17 protein-coding genes and 1 pseudogene are annotated in these 18,396 nt (G+C 60.7%); 14 read left to right on the forward strand and 4 right to left on the reverse strand.

Features of this window, described 5'->3' with window-relative positions; all coding sequences use genetic code 11:
• Nucleotides 1-32 precede the first annotated feature (32 nt).
• Genes pheT through B9Z47_RS10855 form a run of 3 tightly spaced genes read left to right on the forward strand, consistent with a single transcriptional unit; the run spans nt 33 to nt 3,212 of the window.
• On the forward strand, nt 33-2,459 hold the full coding sequence (gene pheT / locus B9Z47_RS10845; RefSeq protein ID WP_108331278.1) for a phenylalanine--tRNA ligase subunit beta: 2,427 nt from the start codon (nt 33-35) through the stop codon (nt 2,457-2,459).
• A gap of 28 nt (nt 2,460-2,487) precedes the next feature.
• A complete protein-coding gene (locus B9Z47_RS10850) occupies nt 2,488-2,838 on the forward strand; it encodes an integration host factor subunit alpha (protein WP_108331279.1) in 351 nt (116 codons plus the stop codon).
• A gap of 20 nt (nt 2,839-2,858) precedes the next feature.
• Complete coding sequence (locus B9Z47_RS10855) at nt 2,859-3,212, forward strand: DUF1840 domain-containing protein (protein ID WP_108331280.1); 354 nt, start codon at nt 2,859-2,861, stop codon at nt 3,210-3,212.
• A 3-nt stretch (nt 3,213-3,215) separates the two neighbouring features.
• Here the strand turns inward: B9Z47_RS10855 and B9Z47_RS10860 are convergent, their stop codons facing one another.
• On the reverse strand, nt 3,216-3,746 hold the full coding sequence (locus tag B9Z47_RS10860; protein ID WP_108331281.1) for a DUF192 domain-containing protein: 531 nt from the start codon (nt 3,744-3,746) through the stop codon (nt 3,216-3,218).
• Between the two features lie 269 nt (nt 3,747-4,015).
• Nucleotides 4,016-4,210: pseudogene (locus B9Z47_RS10865) on the reverse strand (cold-shock protein); the annotation flags it as partial.
• A gap of 157 nt (nt 4,211-4,367) precedes the next feature.
• On the opposite strand from B9Z47_RS10865, the gene clpS reads away from it, so the two are divergent.
• Together clpS and clpA are read left to right on the forward strand one after the other, a co-directional pair.
• Nucleotides 4,368-4,727, forward strand: a complete 360-nt coding sequence (gene clpS / locus B9Z47_RS10870; RefSeq protein WP_108331283.1) for an ATP-dependent Clp protease adapter ClpS — start codon at nt 4,368-4,370, stop codon at nt 4,725-4,727.
• Between the two features lie 60 nt (nt 4,728-4,787).
• Nucleotides 4,788-7,127, forward strand: coding sequence for an ATP-dependent Clp protease ATP-binding subunit ClpA (gene clpA, locus B9Z47_RS10875; RefSeq protein WP_108331284.1), 2,340 nt, complete (start codon nt 4,788-4,790; stop codon nt 7,125-7,127).
• Between the two features lie 155 nt (nt 7,128-7,282).
• Here the strand turns inward: clpA and B9Z47_RS10880 are convergent, their stop codons facing one another.
• Nucleotides 7,283-8,827: a helicase HerA-like C-terminal domain-containing protein gene (locus tag B9Z47_RS10880; RefSeq protein ID WP_108331285.1), complete on the reverse strand. Its 1,545-nt coding sequence runs from the start codon at nt 8,825-8,827 to the stop codon at nt 7,283-7,285.
• A 71-nt stretch (nt 8,828-8,898) separates the two neighbouring features.
• On the opposite strand from B9Z47_RS10880, the gene B9Z47_RS10885 reads away from it, so the two are divergent.
• The 9 genes from B9Z47_RS10885 to rng all read left to right on the forward strand — a co-directional run bounded on the left by B9Z47_RS10885 (nt 8,899) and on the right by rng (nt 16,585).
• Nucleotides 8,899-9,624, forward strand: coding sequence for a YebC/PmpR family DNA-binding transcriptional regulator (locus B9Z47_RS10885; RefSeq protein ID WP_108331286.1), 726 nt, complete (start codon nt 8,899-8,901; stop codon nt 9,622-9,624).
• Between the two features lie 9 nt (nt 9,625-9,633).
• On the forward strand, nt 9,634-10,914 hold the full coding sequence (purD, locus tag B9Z47_RS10890) for a phosphoribosylamine--glycine ligase (RefSeq protein WP_108331287.1): 1,281 nt from the start codon (nt 9,634-9,636) through the stop codon (nt 10,912-10,914).
• 19 nt (nt 10,915-10,933) lie between these two features.
• Nucleotides 10,934-11,584: a 1-acyl-sn-glycerol-3-phosphate acyltransferase gene (locus tag B9Z47_RS10895; RefSeq protein ID WP_108331288.1), complete on the forward strand. Its 651-nt coding sequence runs from the start codon at nt 10,934-10,936 to the stop codon at nt 11,582-11,584.
• Nucleotides 11,585-11,625: 41 nt separating this feature from the next.
• The gene (hemF, locus tag B9Z47_RS10900; protein ID WP_108331289.1) at nt 11,626-12,546 is read left to right on the forward strand and encodes an oxygen-dependent coproporphyrinogen oxidase; all 921 of its coding nucleotides are present in this window, start codon (nt 11,626-11,628) and stop codon (nt 12,544-12,546) included.
• A complete protein-coding gene (gene nadD / locus B9Z47_RS10905; RefSeq protein WP_108331290.1) occupies nt 12,537-13,196 on the forward strand; it encodes a nicotinate (nicotinamide) nucleotide adenylyltransferase in 660 nt (219 codons plus the stop codon). Before hemF ends, nadD begins: the two co-directional genes overlap by 10 nt.
• A complete protein-coding gene (gene rsfS / locus B9Z47_RS10910; protein WP_108331291.1) occupies nt 13,196-13,960 on the forward strand; it encodes a ribosome silencing factor in 765 nt (254 codons plus the stop codon). Before nadD ends, rsfS begins: the two co-directional genes overlap by 1 nt.
• 6 nt (nt 13,961-13,966) lie before the next feature.
• Nucleotides 13,967-14,434 carry a 23S rRNA (pseudouridine(1915)-N(3))-methyltransferase RlmH gene (gene rlmH / locus B9Z47_RS10915; RefSeq protein ID WP_108331292.1) on the forward strand — a complete coding sequence of 156 codons (468 nt, stop codon included), beginning with the start codon at nt 13,967-13,969 and terminating at the stop codon, nt 14,432-14,434.
• Nucleotides 14,431-15,033 carry a nucleoside triphosphate pyrophosphatase gene (locus tag B9Z47_RS10920; RefSeq protein WP_108331293.1) on the forward strand — a complete coding sequence of 201 codons (603 nt, stop codon included), beginning with the start codon at nt 14,431-14,433 and terminating at the stop codon, nt 15,031-15,033. The genes rlmH and B9Z47_RS10920 overlap by 4 nt, the downstream gene beginning before the upstream one ends.
• A 79-nt stretch (nt 15,034-15,112) precedes the next feature.
• Nucleotides 15,113-16,585 carry a ribonuclease G gene (rng, locus tag B9Z47_RS10925; RefSeq protein ID WP_108331294.1) on the forward strand — a complete coding sequence of 491 codons (1,473 nt, stop codon included), beginning with the start codon at nt 15,113-15,115 and terminating at the stop codon, nt 16,583-16,585.
• An 18-nt stretch (nt 16,586-16,603) separates the two neighbouring features.
• On the opposite strand, the gene msbA is transcribed toward rng, so the two are convergent.
• Nucleotides 16,604-18,394 carry a lipid A export permease/ATP-binding protein MsbA gene (gene msbA, locus B9Z47_RS10930; protein ID WP_108331446.1) on the reverse strand — a complete coding sequence of 597 codons (1,791 nt, stop codon included), beginning with the start codon at nt 18,392-18,394 and terminating at the stop codon, nt 16,604-16,606.
• Nucleotides 18,395-18,396 lie beyond the last annotated feature (2 nt).

An 18,396-nucleotide genomic window follows, 5' to 3' on the forward strand; every position in this document is an offset into this window, starting at 1 on the left:
TGCCGTGCAGCGAACCGAAGTGAGCCCTGTGTATGCAATTTCCTGAATCCTGGTTGCGCGAGTTCTGCAACCCGTCCCTGACGACCCAGCAACTGGCCGACACCCTGACCATGGCCGGTCTCGAAGTGGAAGAGCTGGAGCCCGTGGCCCCGCCGTTCACCCAAATCGTGATCGGTGAAATCAAGGAAGCCGTGCAGCACCCCAATGCCGATCGCTTGCGCGTGTGCCAGGTGGATGTGGGGCAGGGCAGCCTGCTGAATATCGTGTGTGGTGCGCCCAACGCCCGCGTGGGCATCCGCGTGCCCTGCGCCATGGTGGGGGCCGAGTTGCCCCCGGGTGAAGACGGCAAGCCTTTCGTGATCAAGGTCGGCAAGCTGCGTGGCGTCGAAAGCCAGGGCATGCTGTGCTCGGCCAAAGAACTGCAGATTGCCGACGATCATGGCGGTTTGCTGGAGTTGCCTGCAGACGCGCCTCTGGGTCAAGACATCCGCCAGTATTTGAATCTGGACGACACCCTGATGACGCTCAAGCTCACGCCCAACCTGGCGCATTGCCTGAGCGTGTACGGCATTGCCCGCGAAGTGTCGGCTCTGACCGGCGCACCTTTGAAGGCCCCGACTTTCCCTCTCGTGGCCACGCAAATCAGCGACAAGTTGGCTGTGAAGGTGCAGGCGCCTGACTTGTGTGGCCGCTTCAGCGGTCGGGTGGTGAAGGGCGTGAACACGAAGGCCCAAACGCCGCAGTGGATGGTGGACCGCTTGGCGCGTTGCGGTCAGCGCAGCGTGAGCCCTCTGGTGGACATCTCCAACTACGTGATGTTCGAGTTCGGCCGTCCCTCGCACATTTTCGACCTCGACAAGATCCACGGCGGCCTGCAAGTGCGTTGGGGCCAAGCAGGTGAGTCTCTCAAGCTGCTCAACGGCAACACAGTCACCGTGGACGATAAAGTCGGTGTGATCGCCGACGACAGCCAGGTCGAGTCGCTGGCTGGCATCATGGGCGGCGACGCCACTGCCGTGTCCGACGACACCCAAAATATTTACATCGAAGCCGCCTTCTGGTGGCCCACGGCCATTGCGGGCCGTTCGCGTCGCTACAACTTCGCGACCGATGCCGGTCACCGTTTCGAGCGCGGTGTGGACCCGCAGTTGACCGTGGAGCACATCGAGCGCATCACCCAGCTGGTGCTCGACATTTGCGGCACGCCTGACACCCAGGTCGGCCCCATCGACGACCAGACGGTGAATGTGCCTGCGATCGCGCCCGTCACGCTGCGCGTGGCCCGTGCCGTCAAAGTCATTGGCATGCCTTTGACCCAGCAGCAATGCGCCGACGCGCTGCGCGGCTTGGGCCTGCAAGTGGCTGAGGGCGAAGGCACCGTCACCGTGACGCCGCCCAGCTTCCGATTCGATTTGCAGATCGAAGAAGATCTGATTGAAGAAGTGGCCCGCATGGTGGGTTACAACAACCTGCCCACGAACCCGCCGCTGGCCCCCATCACCGCCAGCATGCGCCGTGAGACCGAGCGCAGCCCGTTTGCCGTGCGCCGTCTGCTGGCTGGACTGGGCTACCAGGAAACCATCAACTACAGCTTTGTCGAGGAAAGCTGGGAGCGCGATCTGGCGGGCCAGACCCATCCAATCCTCCTGCTCAACCCGATCGCCAGCCAGATGAGCGTGATGCGTTCCAGCCTGATCGGCTCGCTGCTGCAGGTCGTCAAGTTCAACGCCGACCGCAAGGCCGACCGCGTGCGCGTGTTCGAGCTGGGCCGCGTGTTCTTGCGCAACGCCTCGGTTCCGGGCAGCGACAGCACTGTCGAGGGCTTTGACCAGCCCATGCGCGTGGCCGGCATGGCCTGGGGCCCGCTGGAGCCGTTGGGCTGGACCGGCAAGTCACGCCAGGTGGATTTTTACGATGCCAAAGCCGATGTTGAAGCCTTGTTGGCTCCAGCCAAAGCCGAATTTGTGGCCGCAGAACATCCCGCCATGCACCCTGGTCGTTGCGCGCAAGTGCGCCTGAATGACCAGGTGATCGGGCATGTGGGTGAGTTGCATCCCCGTTGGCGTCAGGCCTGGGAATTGGCCCAGGCCCCGGTCGTGTTTGAGTTGGACCTGGCGGCCGTGACCGCACGCCAAGTGCCTGTGGCCCAGCCCGTGGCCAAACACCAGTCGGCCCTGCGCGACATCGCCGTCATCGTGGCCGAGCAGGTCACGCACGCCCAACTGATGGCCGCCATCCATGCTGCACCCACACAGGGCCTGGTGCGTGATGCCGTGCTGTTCGACATCTACCGCCCCAAGGCCGATGCCACGGGTCTGGCACCAGGTGAGAAGAGCCTGGCTGTGCGCCTGACCCTGCACAGCGATGAGGGAACGCTGACCGATGCCCAGATCGACGTCGCCATGGCGGCTGTGGTCGATCAGCTCTCGCGTCAAGTGACGGCCCGCCTGCGCGGCTAACATGCTTAATCCTCCGCGGGACGCCGTCATGCAAATCAGCTTTGAAACCCTGGAAACTCCGGCCCTGACCAAGGCGCACCTGGCCGATTTGTTGTTCGAGCAGATCGGCTTGAACAAGCGCGAATCCAAAGACATGGTGGACGCGTTTTTTGATTTGATTGTGGACAGCCTCATCGCAGGGGATGATGTCAAGATTTCAGGCTTTGGCAACTTCCAGATCCGCACCAAGGCCGCACGGCCCGGACGCAATCCTCGCACAGGAGAATTGATCCCTATTGATGCACGTCGTGTCGCCACCTTCCATGCCAGCCATAAACTCAAAGCCTTGATTCAGGGCGATGCTGTGGAAGACGACGGTGTAGAGACGGTGGGCCGCTGAACCATTTGATTGGAGCCCCCATGTTGTTCAAGTTCAAATCCCAGGTGACCAGCGATCTCATCATGCTGGAAGATGATGCGCGCAGGCTGCTCAAAATCATGTTGGGGGATGATCCTGCCAAAGGCATCATCTTGGTCCAAGACTTGCCCGCCGCGATCGCCAAACTTGAATCTGCAGTGGCTCAGGACGAAGCGGCGCGTCTGCAACGTTCTCAGGAGGCGCAAAAACCAGGCTCAGGGTATCTTTCTGACCCTGCGAAAGATTTAACCGAAGGAATGGTAGACCCGGTGCGCTTGGCGCAGCGCGCCAGCCCGATGGTCAAGCTGCTCAAGCACTGTGTGGCCGACCCTTCGGATTTGGTTTGGGGTGTTTGAGCCTCAACGGGGGCGCTGTGTGAAGACTTCTCCGCCCAGTTTGTAGCCGGGTTTGATTTGTCTTTTAGCAAACCAAGCTTGGTTCATTTCCAGGACGAAGCGTACCGGTTGTGCAGAACAGTGCGAGTCATCGCTTTGGGCTTTCATGTCAGCCAGGTTGACAATGGTGCCGTCGTCCGCCACAAAGGCCGCAGTCAAGGGGATGAGCGTATTGCGCATCCAGAAGCACTGGGTGGCCGCTTGCTCGAAAACAAACAACATGCCTTCGTGTTGTGGCATGTCTTGACGCCACATCAGCCCGATTTGGCGCTGCTGCGGAGTCTGGGCCAGTTGCACATCCAGTCTGTGCATTCCTGCGCTCAACTGTGTACGTGCCAGATTCAATTGCGGCCCCATTCCCTGAGCCGATTGGGCGGGCGCTTGAACATGAAATAACAGCAAGGTAAAGGTCAATGCCAGCCACCGAAGAACGCCAGTTACATGGCGTTGGGTTGGAAAAAAGAAGGCGGAAACCGGCCGGGTCAATAGGGTCATATGAAGTCAAGCTTGCGAGGTCCAAGGCCTAAGGATAACGCCTTGGGCGTTCGAACATGGGCACGAACGGTGCCGACCATCGAAGTGCCTTTGTCCAGCAACGACCGCAGCCCTCGCGAAGGCGAGCGATGACTCAGAATTTTTGGGCCGCGTGGGCCGCTTGCGTATCAGGTCGTGCTGTTGACGGTCGATGCGTCGTCCGTGGGTGACAAATGGCCAGTCGTGACCTCTGTCAAGTTGACGGTTTGTGGCAGGGCTTGCGTTTCGATCTGGATGTTGGCCGCCATCCAGCCCTTGGCACCCGCGGTTAACTCGAATTGGACACGCTGGCCCTCCTTGAGGGTTTTGAATCCCTCCATCTGGATGGCAGAAAAATGCGCAAACGCGTCCTCCCCGCCGCCATCAGGCTGAATGAACCCGAAGCCCTTGGCATCGTTGAACCACTTGACCGTACCACTGGACATGCGATGTCTCCGTGTTTTTATCAGACGAATCAGTTTGAGTAATTCAGAGCGAATTTGTCAATGTAAGGTTTTCCCGGGGTGCTGTTTTGGCCGTGAACGGCAAAGACTTTTCACGCCTTCCGCCCGAAGGGATTGAAAGCCTCGATAGAATGAAATCATGGCAACGAAAAAACCTGTGAACCCCACGCTGCCGACCTTGATACCCCGAATGCCCGATGGCGGCGATTCGGTGGTCCTTGAGCGACGTGCCCAAAAAATTGAACCACCCCAGATGTACCAGGTGGCCATGTTGAACGACGACTACACCCCCATGGAATTCGTGGTGGCGGTGATTCAGGAGTTTTTCAGCAAAGACCGTGAAGCTGCGACCCAAATCATGCTCAAGATCCACCTGGACGGCAAAGGCATCTGCGGGGTTTACTCGCGCGACGTGGCCGCCACCAAGGTCGATCAAGTGCTGGACGCGGCCAAGCAAGCAGGACATCCACTGCAATGTGTCAGTGAACCCATTGAATAGTGGCCAGCACGCCTCATATCTCATTCACATCAATCTCTCAGCAAGGCATAAGGAAATCACATGATTGCCCAAGAATTGGAAGTCAGCTTGCACATGGCCTTCGTTGAGGCCCGGCAACAACGCCACGAATTCATCACGGTCGAGCACTTGCTTCTGGCCCTGCTGGACAACCCCAGCGCCGCCGAAGTTTTGCGGGCCTGCGCGGCCAACATCGATGACCTGCGCAAAGCCTTGAGCAACTTCATCAAAGACAATACCCCCCAGGTGGCTGGCACCGAAGAGGTTGACACCCAGCCCACGCTGGGTTTTCAGCGCGTGATCCAGCGCGCCATCATGCATGTGCAGTCCACCGGCAACGGCAAAAAAGAAGTGACCGGTGCCAACGTGCTGGTCGCCATCTTTGGCGAAAAAGACTCGCATGCCGTGTATTACCTGCACCAGCAAGGCATCACGCGCTTGGATGTGGTCAATTTCATTGCCCACGGCATCCGAAAGAGCGACCCGCCAGAAGCCGCCAAATCGGCCGAAAACCCTTCCAGCAGCGAAGGCGAAGAGGGCGGCAATAGCGGCGAGCGCAATGAAAAAGCATCACCGCTGGAGCAATACACCAACAACCTGAACCAGGCGGCCAAAGACGGCAAGATCGACCCGCTGATCGGTCGCGAGTACGAAGTCGAGCGCACCATTCAGATTTTGTGCCGCCGCCGCAAAAACAACCCGCTACTGGTGGGCGAGGCCGGTGTGGGCAAGACCGCGATTGCTGAAGGCCTGGCCTGGCGCATCACGCAGGGCACTGTGCCTGAGATCCTGGCCGAAGCCACGGTGTATTCGCTCGACATGGGCGCACTGCTGGCAGGCACCAAATACCGGGGTGACTTCGAGCAGCGCCTCAAAGGCGTGCTCAAGTCCCTCAAGGACAAGCCCAACGGCATCTTGTTCATCGACGAAATCCACACCCTGATCGGTGCCGGTGCGGCATCGGGCGGCACGCTCGACGCTTCCAACCTGCTCAAGCCTGCGCTGTCCAGCGGCCAGCTCAAGTGCATCGGCGCGACCACCTTCACCGAATACCGTGGCATCTTCGAAAAAGACGCGGCCCTGTCGCGTCGCTTCCAGAAAGTGGATGTGGTCGAGCCCACCGTGTCCGAGACGGTGGACATCCTTAAAGGCCTCAAGAGCCGTTTTGAAGACCACCACAGCGTCAAGTACACCATCGCCGCCTTGCAGGCCGCCGCCGAGCTGTCGGCCAAGTTCATCAACGACCGCCAATTGCCCGACAAGGCGATTGACGTGATCGACGAAGCCGGGGCTGCCCAGCGCATCCAGGTCGCGTCCAAACGCAAAAAGACGATTGGCAAGACCGAGATCGAAGACATTGTGGCCAAGATCGCCCGCATCCCGCCTGCCAACGTCTCAAACGACGACCGCAGCAAGCTGCAAACCATCGAGCGCGACTTGAAGTCGGTTGTGTTCGGACAGGACAAGGCGCTGGAAGTGCTGGCCTCGGCCGTCAAGATGGCCCGCTCGGGTCTGGGCAAGACCGACAAGCCGATTGGCTCCTTCTTGTTCTCCGGCCCCACGGGTGTGGGCAAGACCGAAGCGGCCAAGCAACTGGCTTACATCCTGGGCATTGAGCTGATCCGTTTTGACATGTCCGAGTACATGGAGCGCCATGCGGTCAGCCGCCTGATCGGTGCGCCCCCAGGCTACGTGGGCTTTGACCAGGGCGGTTTGTTGACCGAAGCCGTGACCAAGAAGCCGCACTGCGTGCTCTTGCTCGACGAGATCGAAAAAGCCCATCCGGACATCTTCAACGTGTTGCTGCAGGTGATGGACCACGGCACTTTGACGGACAACAACGGGCGCAAAGCCGACTTCCGCAACGTGATCATCATCATGACCACCAACGCGGGTGCCGAGACCATGAACAAGGCCACGATTGGTTTCACCAACCCGCGTCAGGCCGGGGACGAAATGGGCGACATCAAGCGCCTGTTCACCCCCGAGTTCCGCAACCGCCTGGATGCCATGGTCAGCTTCAAGCCGCTGGACGAGCAGATCATCCTGCGCGTGGTGGACAAATTTTTGCTGCAACTGGAACAACAACTGGGCGAAAAGAAAGTCGAAGTCACCTTCACCGATGCACTGCGCAAGTTCCTGGGCAAGAAGGGTTTCGATCCGCTCATGGGCGCACGCCCAATGCAGCGCCTGATTCAGGACACCATCCGCAAAGCCCTGGCCGACGAGCTGCTGTTTGGTCGCCTGACCGAGGGTGGCCGCCTGACGGTGGACATCGACGACAAAGATGAGGTGCTGCTGGACATCACGCCCAACCCCAAGAAGGAAAGCCGCGCTTCGCGTTCAGAGCCCGCCGAGCCCGAAGAGGCCACCGCAGGCTGAAGTCGCCAACTGACGGATGTTCTGTGCCTGTTTCACCGATCGGGCACCCGCAAAAAAAGGCCCTTTGGGCCTTTTTTTGTGGGGTATCGCCATAGCACGACGGCGATCGCTGCGAGCGCGCGCAGCGCGCGCAGCGCGCGCAGCGCGCATCCCATTCACTTGCGGCGACCGCCGCCCAGCAACCCGCCCAACACGCCGCGCACGATTTCGCGGCCGACCGCTGAGCCCACGGTACGTACCGCACTTTTGACGACCATTTGGGCCACGCCATCGCGCTGGCCACCGCGTGGGCCGGTGCTGCCAAACAGCAGTTCAGACAAGCCCCCCATCAAGCCGCCCGACGCTTTCTCAGCCGAATCTGGCGATTGACCGGGTAAAGACCCGGCATGGGTGCTGCCATGGGCAGACGCATTGGAGCCAGTGCTGGCTTGTCCTTTGAGCCGTTCATGGGCCGATTCGCGGTCCAGTGTTTGCTCATAGACCCCAGCCACCAGCGATACCGCGATCAGCGCCTGGCGTTGCTCGGGCGAGATGGGCCCCAATTGGCTGCCTGGTGGCAGAACAAACACGCGCTCGGTTTCGCAAGGCCGGCCTTTTGCATCCAGAAAGCTCACCAACGCCTCACCGACCGCCAATTCGGTGATGGCGGCTTCGATGTTCAGGCCGGCTTTCGGGCGCATGGTTTGTGCCGTGGCCGCCACGGCTTTTTGATCGCGTGGGGTGTAGGCGCGCAAGGCATGCTGTACCCGGTTGCCCAGTTGCCCCAACACGCTGTCGGGAATGTCCAGTGGGTTTTGCGTCACGAAATACACGCCCACGCCTTTGGATCGCACCAAGCGGACCACCAGCTCGATGCGCTCGACCAAAGCCGCTGGCGCATCCTTGAACAGCAAATGTGCCTCGTCGAAAAAGAACACCAGCTTGGGTTTTTCCGGGTCGCCAATTTCAGGCAATACCTCGAACAACTCCGACAGCATCCACAGCAGAAATGTGGCGTACAGGCGAGGCGAATTCATCAGTTTGTCTGCCGACAAAATGTTCACCACACCCAGGCCCTGTGCATCGGTCTGCATGAAGTCTTCGATGTTGAGCATGGGCTCGCCGAAGAATTGGTCGCCGCCCTGGCTTTCGATCTGCAGCAGGCCGCGCTGGATGGCCCCGATGCTGGCGGCGCTGATGTTGCCGTACTCGGTGGTGAACTGTTTGGCGTTGTCCCCCACGTATTGCAGCATGGCCCGCAGGTCTTTCATGTCCAGCAGCAACAAACCGTTGTCGTCAGCGATTTTGAACACCAGGTTCAAAACCCCTGCCTGGGTGTCGTTGAGGCCGAGCATGCGGGTCAACAACAAGGGCCCCATGTCCGAGATGGTCGCGCGCACCGGATGGCCTTGTTCGCCAAAAACATCCCAGACGGTGGTGGGGCAGGCGATGGGTTCGGGCAGCGTCAGGCCGCGGTCTTTGAGCACGGCGGCCAGTTTTTCGCCGATTTTGCCGACCTGGCTGATGCCGGTCAGATCGCCCTTGACGTCGGCCATGAAGACCGGCACACCCAGGCGCGAGAAGTTCTCGGCCAAGGTCTGCAAGGTCACGGTTTTGCCAGTGCCGGTGGCACCTGTGATCAGGCCATGGCGGTTGGCCAGGCCCGGCAGCAAGTGGCACTGCGCCTGGTCGTTTTGAGCAATGAGCATGGGTTCAGCCATCGAAAATCTCCTCCCTCGTGTGAAAAGTAAAATCCAGCCTCTAGGTTAAATCAACATTCAAGGAATTCCCGATGGCTGGCCACAGTAAATGGGCAAATATTCAGCACCGCAAGGGCCGACAAGACGAAAAAAGACAACGGATCTGGACCCGGGTGGTGCGCGAAATCATGGTGGCCGCCCGCACCGGCGGTGGTGACGTCAGTGCCAATCCTCGTTTGCGCTTGGCCATCGAGAAAGCCAAAGCGGCCAACATGCCGGCCGACACCATCAAGCGCAACGTGGACAAAGCCACCGGCAACCTCGAAGGTGTGAGCTACGAGGAAATCCGCTATGAAGGCTACGGCCTTGGTGGAGCCGCCATCATTTTGGACACCATGACCGACAACCGCGTGCGCACGGTGGCCGAAGTGCGCCACGCTTTGAGCAAGCACGGCGGCAACCTGGGCACCGAGGGCTCGGTGGCTTTCCAGTTCAAGCATTGTGGTCAGCTGATTTTTGCGCCAGGCACGAGCGAAGACAAGGTCATGGAGGTGGCGCTGGAAGCGGGTGCCGAGGACGTGATCACCGACGAAGAGGGGGCCATTGAGGTGTTGACCTCGCCTGCTGATTTTGAAGCTGTGAAAAACGCGCTGGAGGCCGCTGGTTTGGTGGCCGAGATGGCGGAGGTGACCATGCGTGCCGAGAATACCGTGACGCTGGCGGGCGAAGACGCTGCCAAAATGCAGAAGTTGCTGGATGTATTGGAAGACTTGGACGATGTGCAAAACGTCTTCCACAACGCCGAAATTGAAAATTAAGGAAGTTTGATGAAAGTATTGGTAGTCGGCAGTGGTGGCCGCGAGCACGCCATGGCGTGGAAACTGGCCCAGTCGCCCAAAGTGCAGCAGGTCTATGTGGCACCCGGCAACGGTGGCACGGCCAAAGACAAAAATCTTGTCGATGTGCCGATCACCGACTCGCTGCTGTTGCGCCAGTGGGCCATCGACAACGGCATCGGCCTGACCTTGGTGGGCCCCGAAGCCCCTTTGGCTGCAGGCATCGTGGACGATTTTCGGGCCCATGGCCTGCGCATTTTTGGCCCCACGCAGGCTGCAGCTCAGCTGGAAAGCTCCAAAGCCTTTTCCAAAGCCTTCATGCAGCGCCATGGCATTCCGACGGCAGAGTTCGAAACCTTCACCGACGCGGCTCTGGCGCACGCCTATGTGGACCGCAAGGGGGCGCCCATTGTGGTCAAGGCTGATGGCCTGGCTGCTGGCAAAGGCGTGGTCGTGGCCATGACGCTGGCACAGGCCCACGAGGCGATCGATTTCATGCTATTGGACAACACCTTGGGTGTGGCCCACAACGCGGGTGGCGCGCGGGTGGTGATCGAAGAGTTCTTGCAAGGCGAAGAAGCCAGTTTCATGGTGTTGTGCGACGGTAAAAACGTGGCGGCTCTGGCCACCAGCCAGGACCACAAACGACTGCTGGACAACGATGAGGGCCCCAACACGGGCGGCATGGGGGCTTATTCCCCCGCGCAGGTGGTCACGGCCGAAGTGCACGCACGCGCCATGCGCGAGGTCATTTTGCCCACCATCCGTGGCATGGAAAAAGACGGCATCACCTACACCGGATTTTTGTACGCAGGCCTGATGATTGACCCGCAGGGCCGCATCAAAACCCTCGAATTCAACTGCCGCATGGGCGACCCTGAGACACAGCCGATCTTGATGCGCTTGAAATCGGACTTTTTTGAAGTTCTGATGGCGGCCACATCGGAAGGTCTGGATCACTTTGAAATGGAGTGGGACCGCCGGGTTGCTTTGGGGGTGGTTATGGCCGCTGCCGGTTACCCGATGAATCCGCGCAAAGGCGATGTCATCACCGGCTTGCCCAAAGACAGCGAAGAGGCCATGGTCTTTCATGCCGGCACGATCGAAAAAGACGGTCAAATCTTCACCTCGGGTGGGCGCGTGCTCTGCGTCACCGCGCTGGCCGACTCGGTCAAGCAGGCGCAGCAAAAAGCCTATCAGGCAGCCAGTCCAATTGCCTTTGACGGCATGCAAATGCGTCGGGACATTGGCTACCGCGCCATCAAAAACTGAAGCACTGGACGGCACCCTCATGCGTACATTGACCCGCCATCCCGTGACCTTCAAGGGCTCTCGCCTGGCCCGATGGATTTTGAAACTGCTCGGTTGGCGTCTGGACTTTGAGGGCTTTCCCACCCGCCAGGGCGTGGCCATTGTGTACCCGCACACCAGCAATTGGGATTTCCCGATTGGCATGCTGGCCAAATGGGCGCTGGGCATTCCGGCGCACTTTTGGGGCAAGGACTCGCTGTTCAAGTTTCCGCTGGTGGGCGCTTGGATGCGCTGGGTGGGTGGCATCCCGATCGACCGCAGTTCCTCTCGTGGCGTGGTGGGGCAGATGGTGCATGTGTTCGAACAACACAAGCAAAACGACCAGTTGCTCTGGCTGGGCCTGGCCCCGGAGGGCACGCGCAGCCACACCCCAGGCTGGCGCAGCGGTTTTTACCAGTTGGCGCTGGGTGCTCAGGTGCCTGTGGCCTTGGTCAAGCTCGATTGGGGTCAACGCCGCTTCAGTGTGGTCGACTTTTACGATCTGACCGGACAGGTTGAGCAGGATTACGCCCACATCGCTCAGGTTTTTACAGGCGTCAAGGGCTTTCATGTGCACCAGATGGGGCCCATCACCCCTTGGCGTCCTGGTCAGACCACAGCGCCTGCCAAGTCCCCACCGTTGCAGCATTGAGCATCCCTGGCCTGTCACCTTTCAACTTCGGACCCATTCCCATGAGCACCCCCTTTGAACTCGGCACCGTCAAAAACTACCTTGTCGGTTTGCAGTCCCGCATTACAGGGGCCTTGACCGACCTCGACGGCACCCCCTTTTTGACCGATGCCTGGCAAAAAGACCCGGGCGAAAAACTCCAGGGCAATGGCATCACGCAAATTTTGGAGGGTGGCCCCGTGTTCGAGCGGGCGGGCTGCGGTTTTTCGCATGTCACCGGGCCGCAATTGCCACCCTCGGCCACCCAGCACCGCCCCGAATTGGCGGGTTCGGCCTTTGAGGCGATGGGCGTGTCGCTGGTGTTTCACCCGCGCAACCCCTATGTGCCCACGGCGCACATGAACGTGCGCATGATCGCCGCCAAGCCCGAGGGCAGGGCACCCGTGGCCTGGTTTGGTGGCGGCATGGACTTGACGCCTTATTACGGTTTTGACGAAGACGCGGTGCATTTTCACCAGACCTGCAAAGACGCGCTGACGCCGTTTGGCGAGGGCTTGCACCCGCGTTTCAAGGCCTGGTGCGACGATTACTTTTGCAACAAACACCGCCACGAGCAGCGCGGCGTGGGCGGCATTTTCTTTGACGACTTTTCCGAGCTGGGCATGGACCAGAGCTTTGCCATGCTGCAAAGCGTGGGCGATGCCTTGCTGACGGCCTACATGCCCATCGTGCTGCGCCGCAAGGACACGCCTTATGGTGAGCGCGAGCGTGACTTTCAGCTCTACCGCCGCGGCCGCTATGTGGAGTTCAACCTGGTCTGGGACCGGGGCACGCATTTCGGTTTGCAGTCGGGTGGCCGCACCGAGTCCATCTTGCTGTCCATGCCCCCCGAGGTGCGCTGGTCTTACCAGCGCCAGGACGAGCCAGGCTCGCCCGAGGCGCGTTTGCTCAGCCACTTTCTGGTGCCCAAGGACTGGGTTTGAGCCTGCCGCCTGTGCAGCCTCAAGCCAGCGTTCAGCGCTTGGGTGTTTTTGGCGGGGCCTTTGACCCGCCGCATCTGGCCCATGTGGCCTTGGTGGAAGCGGCCATCGCCCAGCTGCAGCTCGATCAAGTGCAGGTCTTGCCCACGGGCCAGGCCTGGCACAAGCCGCGTCAGCTGTCCGATGCCGCACACCGCTTGGCCATGACGCGTTTGGCTTTTGCGCATGTGCCAAAAGTGAGGGTGGACGAGCGTGAAATCCTGCGCACCGGCCCCAGCTTTACGGTGGACACCCTGCACGAGTTGCAGGCCGAATACCCGCAAGCACAGTTGTATTTGCTGCTCGGCGATGACCAGCGGCGCTCCTTGCCCGCCTGGCACCAGATCGGTGAAATTGGCCGCATCGCTATAATCTGCGCCGCAGGTCGTGATATGGCCGTGCGTGCCTGGACCGACCGTTCGGATGCGCCTGATTCACTCCCCCCCATTTCAGACACGCTGCAAGCGCGCATTCGCCCCCTCGACATGCCGCTGATGCCCCACAGTGCCACGGACATCCGTGTGCTGGCGGCCACACAGCAGGCCCTGACCGGTCTGGTATCCCCCGCTGTTGAGCGTTATATTCACGAACACCACCTTTACAGGCCCCATTGATGACCGAAAACGCCGCCAAAAAAGACATTCAAAAACTCCAGCGGGCCATTGTGGACGCCTTGGAGGACGTCAAGGCCCAAGAAATCCAGGTGTTTGACACCGAACACCTGTCTTCGCTGTTTGAGCGGGTCATCATTGCCTCGGGCACCTCGAACCGCCAGACCAAGGCCTTGGCCGCCAGCGTGCGCGACAAAGTGCGCAACGCCGGTTTTGGCAAGCCCCGCATGGAAGGTGAAGACAACGGCGAATGGATCATCGTGGACTGCGGTCAGGCGGTGGTGCATGTCATGCAGCCGACCATCCGCACTTATTACAACCTGGAAGAAATCTGGGGCGGCACGCCTGTGCGCCTGAAGTTCGGTGCCCCCAAACCTGCGGCGACGGCTGAAGTCAAAGGCCACATCAAGAACTCGGTGGCGAAAAAAGCTACGGCCAAAACCACGGCAGCCAAAACACCCGTTTCCAAGAAAGCAGCTGCGAAACCTGCAGCCAAGGCCAAACCCGCCTTGAAGGCTCCGGCCCAATCGGCCAAACCAGCGGCCAAACCCGCAGTCAAGGCGCCCGTCAAAACCGCCACCAAAACTACAGCCAAAACGACAGCCAAATTGGCCCCCAAAGCCAGCAGCCCCAGCAGCAAGCCAACGGTGAAAACCGTAGGCAAGCCGACGGCCAAACCTGCAGCCAAAGCTGCGACTAAGACAGCTGCCAAAAAGGCACCGGCGCGCAAGGCCGTGCAAGCGGCCACCCGCCGCAAAGCCGATTGATCCTGCATGAAGCTGCTGATCGTTGCGGTCGGCCTGCGCGTGCCCGATTGGGCCCAGACCGCTTGGGACGACTACGCCAAACGTTTTCCGCCTGAGCTCAAGGTCGAGCTCAAGGCCGTGAAAACCGAGCCTCGGGGCTCCAAAACCTTGCCCAATCTGTATGCCGCCGAGCGACAACGCATCGAGGCGGCCATCCCCCGCGGCACCCGCATCGTGGTGCTCGACGAGCGGGGCACCAACTTGACCACACAAGCCCTGGCCACGCGCCTGACCAGCTGGCAGCTCGGTGGCGACGATGTGGCCTTGGTCATTGGCGGCCCCGACGGTCTGGAGCCGGAGTTCCGGCAAGCCGCACACGAGCGCATTCGCCTGTCCGACCTGACCTTGCCCCACGCCATGGCACGGGTGCTGTTGATCGAGCAGCTGTACCGCGCCTGGTCCATCAACGCCAACCACCCGTACCACCGCGAATGAGCGATTTCATCTACCTCGCCTCCCAAAGTCCTCGGCGCAGCCAGTTGCTGGACCAAATCGGTGTGGCCCACACCTTGCTGTTGGCAGAACCTGGCGAAGATGCCGAGTCCTTGGAAGATGTGCGCGGCGCGGAAGCGCCTGCGCGGTATGTGGCGCGTGTCACGGGGCTCAAACTCGACGCCGCCGTGCAGCGCATGAAGCGTCATGGCCTGCCTGCAGCGCCCGTGCTGTGCGCTGACACCACCGTGTGTTTGGGGCGGAATATTTTGGGCAAGCCAGCAGATGAGGCCGATGCCATGCGCATCTTGAAATTGCTTTCTGGCCAGTCCCACCGCGTGCTGACAGCCGTTTCCGTACAAAAAGGGCACAAACGGGTTTCGGCCCTTTCCCAATCCTGGGTGCACTTCGCGCCCATGACCACCGCGCAGATCCGTGCCTACGTGGCCACGGGCGAGCCCATGGGCAAAGCGGGGGCCTACGGGGTGCAGGGCAGGGCGGCTGCCCACATTGAACAGATCCGGGGCAGTTATTCAGGCATCATGGGCTTGCCGCTGTTCGAGACCGCCGCCTTGCTGCGGTCCTTGGGCGTGCGCTGTTGAGCGTTCACGCCCGCCAGAGCGCTGACGGCGCTGCGTCCTTTTCCAAGTTGTTTCCACTTTTCCCCGTTTGATGCCCTGCATGCAACAAGATATTTTGGTCAATTGGTCGCCCCAGGAAACTCGGGTCGCGGTGGTGGAGTTTGGCGCGGTGCAGGAGCTGCATGTCGAGCGAACGCTCGAGCGCGGCCTGGTGGGCAATGTCTACCTGGGCAAAGTGGCCCGTGTGCTACCGGGCATGCAATCGGCCTTCATCGACATTGGCTTGGACAAAGCGGCCTTTTTGCATGTGGCCGATGTCTGGCAAAAGCATGCCGAAGGTGAGGCCGCTGCCGCCCGCACGGGCCAGCCGCTGGTGCCGATTGAAAAGCAGGTGTTCGAGGGCCGCGCCATCATGGTGCAGGTCATCAAGGACCCCATGGGCACCAAGGGCGCTCGGCTGTCCACGCAAATCAGCATCGCGGGCCGTCATCTGGTGTTTTTGCCGCAAGACGACCACATTGGCGTGTCGCAAAAAATACCAGCCGATCAGCGCGATGCGCTGCGCAAAAGGGTGCAGTCGCTGGTGGGGCCTGCCGGGGGCGGCTTCATTTTGCGAACCAACGCCGAAGACTCGAGCGACGAGGAATTACAAGACGACATCGCCTACCTGCGCAAGACCTGGGCGCGCATCAAGGACGCCTCCATGCGCTTGCCGCCGGCGTCTTTGTTGCACCAGGACCTGACGCTGTTGCAGCGCGTGCTGCGCGATCTGGTGGGCGAGGCCACCCAAAGCATCCGAATTGATTCGCAAGAGCAGTTTGCCAAGCTGGAGGCGTTTGGCCGCGAGTTCATGCCCAAAGCGGCTGAGCGCTTGCAGCTGTACAAAGGTGAACGGCCGATTTTTGACCTGTATGCCATCGACGAGGAGATCGCCAAGGCGCTGGGCCGGCGGGTCGAGCTCAAATCGGGCGGTTACCTGATCATCGACCAGACCGAGGCGTTGACCACGGTGGATGTGAACACGGGTGGTTATGTCGGTGCGCGCAATTTCGAGGACACGATTTTCAAGACCAACCTCGAAGCAGCCCAAGCGATTGCGCGGCAACTGCGCCTGCGCAACCTGGGCGGCATCGTCATCGCCGACTTCATAGATATGGCCCGCCCCGAGCACCAGGATGCCGTGCTGGCCGAGTTCCGCAAACAACTCGCGCGAGACCGAGTCAAGACCATGGCGGGCGGCTTTTCGTCGTTGGGTTTGCTGGAGATGACGCGCAAACGCACCCGTGAGTCTTTGGCCCACATGCTGTGCGAGCCTTGTCCCAGCTGCCAGGGCAAGGGCATCGTCAAAACGCCGCGCTCGGTGGTGTACGACATCCTGCGCGAGATCCTGCGCGAAGCGCGTCAGTTCAACCCGCGTGAATTCCGCATCGTGGCCACCTCAGCGGTCATTGATTTGCTGCTGGACGAAGAAAGCCAGCATCTGGCGGGCCTGTCGGACTTCATCGCCAAGCCGATTTCGCTGCAGGTCGAGGCGTCCTTGGGGCCGGAGCAGTACGACATCGTGCTGCTCTGAGTCGTCTCCGGTGGGCGCTCAGGTCTGGGCAGGCGCTTCGCTGGTCCATTCGCCCCGGTGGTGCAGCCGCGTATAAGCGCCGCCCCGTGCCAGCAACTCGGCGGGTGCACCTTGCTCCACAATTCGGCCGCTCTCCATCACGATGACGCGGTCGGCGTGTTCGATGGTGGACAGGCGGTGCGCCACGATCAAGGTCGTGCGACCTAGCATGAGTTTTTGCAAGGCGTCTTGCACCAGGCGCTCGGACTCGTTGTCCAGCGCCGATGTGGCTTCGTCCAGAATCAAAATCGGCGCGTCCTTGTAGAGGGCGCGGGCAATCGCCAGGCGCTGGCGCTGGCCGCCAGACAGCTGGTTGGCGTTGTGGCCCAGACGGGTGTCCATGCCCTCGGGCAGCGTCTGGACATGGGCCCACAGATTGGCCGCTTGCAGGCATTGCTGCACCTTGTCGTGGTCGGGCGTCTGCCCCAGGCTGACGTTGATCGCCAGGCTGTCGTTGAGCATGACCACGTCCTGACTGACCATGGCCAATTGGCTGCGCAAACTGTCCAGCTGCCACGTTGGCAGGGGAACGCCATCGAGCAACACCTGGCCGCTGCTGGGATTCAAAAATCGGGGCAACAACTGGATGAGGGTGGTTTTGCCTGCGCCCGATGTGCCGACCAAGGCCACGGTTTCGCCAGGCTGCACCTTCAAATCGAGGTGCGCCAATGCGGGGGCACTGTCCGGGTTGAATTGCACGCTCACGTCTTGCCATTCAATGGCACCCTGAACCCGGTGGACCTGGTGTTCACCCTGGGTTTCCTCCGGCGCGTCGTGCATCAGGGCCAGTCCCCGCTCCAGTGCGGCCAAGCCCCGCGTGATGGGATTGGCGACATCGGCCAGGCGTTTGATGGGCGCGATCAGCATCAGCATGGCCGTGATGAAGGCCACAAAACCGCCCACGGTCGCGCCAGAGCCCGCTTCCCGGCTTTGTACCAAGGCGATCACCAAAACCAGGGACAGGGCAACCGCGGCCATGATCTGGGTCAGCGGCGTCATGGCCGCCGAGGCGGCGGTGGATTTGAGGGCCAAGCGTCGCAACCTTTGCCCCAGCGCATTGAAGCGCCCGATTTGATGAGTTTGCGCGCCGTGCAGCCGCACCATGCGGTGGGCCAGGACATTTTCTTCCACCACATAGGCCAGATCGTCGGTGGCTTTCTGGCTTTCTTTGGTGAGGTTGTAAAGGCGTCTGGACAGCACCTTCATGATCCAGCTCAGACCGGGGGCAACGGTGAACACCACCAGGGTGAGTTGCCAGTTCAGCCACATCAGGTAACCGACGAGCGCCAGCAGTGTGAAGCCATCGCGGGTCAAGCCGATCAAGGCCGAAACCAGCTGGGATGCGCCGGTTTGGACCTCGTAGACCACCGTATTGGACAAGGCGCTGGCCGATTGGCGGTTGAACAGCGACAAATCAGCCCGCACCAGCTTGCCAAACAGATCGCTGCGCAGCTTTTCCATCCCGTCGTTGGTCACACGGGCCAGCGCGTACTGCGCCACAAAATGGGCCAGCCCCCTCAAACTGAACAGGCCAATGACCGTCAGTGGAATGGACCACAAGGGCAGTTTGTTTTCAGCAAAACCGCTGTCCAGCAAGGGCTGGAACAAGGCTGGAATCAGGGGTTCGGTCAGCGCCGCGAGCAACGTCGCGCCAATGGCCAGTGCCCAAACGCCGCGCTGCTGCACGAAATAAGGCCTCAACCGCATCAACCTTTGACGGATGGCTGGTTGGGCGGTGGGCGCGGTGGTGTCAGGGGCTGGTGGTTGCATGG

Source organism: Limnohabitans sp. 2KL-1 (genome assembly GCF_003063435.1).
In the GTDB taxonomy this organism is placed as follows: domain Bacteria; phylum Pseudomonadota; class Gammaproteobacteria; order Burkholderiales; family Burkholderiaceae_C; genus Limnohabitans_A.

Coding starts and splice junctions, on each gene's coding strand:
- pheT (WP_108331278.1), top strand. CDS start 33: ATGCAATTTCCTGAATCCTGGTTGCGCGAGTTCTGCAACCCGTCCCTG.
- B9Z47_RS10850 (WP_108331279.1), top strand. CDS start 2,488: ATGCAAATCAGCTTTGAAACCCTGGAAACTCCGGCCCTGACCAAGGCG.
- B9Z47_RS10855 (WP_108331280.1), top strand. CDS start 2,859: ATGTTGTTCAAGTTCAAATCCCAGGTGACCAGCGATCTCATCATGCTG.
- B9Z47_RS10860 (WP_108331281.1), bottom strand. CDS start 3,746: ATGACCCTATTGACCCGGCCGGTTTCCGCCTTCTTTTTTCCAACCCAA.
- clpS (WP_108331283.1), top strand. CDS start 4,368: ATGGCAACGAAAAAACCTGTGAACCCCACGCTGCCGACCTTGATACCC.
- clpA (WP_108331284.1), top strand. CDS start 4,788: ATGATTGCCCAAGAATTGGAAGTCAGCTTGCACATGGCCTTCGTTGAG.
- B9Z47_RS10880 (WP_108331285.1), bottom strand. CDS start 8,827: ATGGCTGAACCCATGCTCATTGCTCAAAACGACCAGGCGCAGTGCCAC.
- B9Z47_RS10885 (WP_108331286.1), top strand. CDS start 8,899: ATGGCTGGCCACAGTAAATGGGCAAATATTCAGCACCGCAAGGGCCGA.
- purD (WP_108331287.1), top strand. CDS start 9,634: ATGAAAGTATTGGTAGTCGGCAGTGGTGGCCGCGAGCACGCCATGGCG.
- B9Z47_RS10895 (WP_108331288.1), top strand. CDS start 10,934: ATGCGTACATTGACCCGCCATCCCGTGACCTTCAAGGGCTCTCGCCTG.
- hemF (WP_108331289.1), top strand. CDS start 11,626: ATGAGCACCCCCTTTGAACTCGGCACCGTCAAAAACTACCTTGTCGGT.
- rsfS (WP_108331291.1), top strand. CDS start 13,196: ATGACCGAAAACGCCGCCAAAAAAGACATTCAAAAACTCCAGCGGGCC.
- rlmH (WP_108331292.1), top strand. CDS start 13,967: ATGAAGCTGCTGATCGTTGCGGTCGGCCTGCGCGTGCCCGATTGGGCC.
- B9Z47_RS10920 (WP_108331293.1), top strand. CDS start 14,431: ATGAGCGATTTCATCTACCTCGCCTCCCAAAGTCCTCGGCGCAGCCAG.
- rng (WP_108331294.1), top strand. CDS start 15,113: ATGCAACAAGATATTTTGGTCAATTGGTCGCCCCAGGAAACTCGGGTC.
- msbA (WP_108331446.1), bottom strand. CDS start 18,394: ATGCAACCACCAGCCCCTGACACCACCGCGCCCACCGCCCAACCAGCC.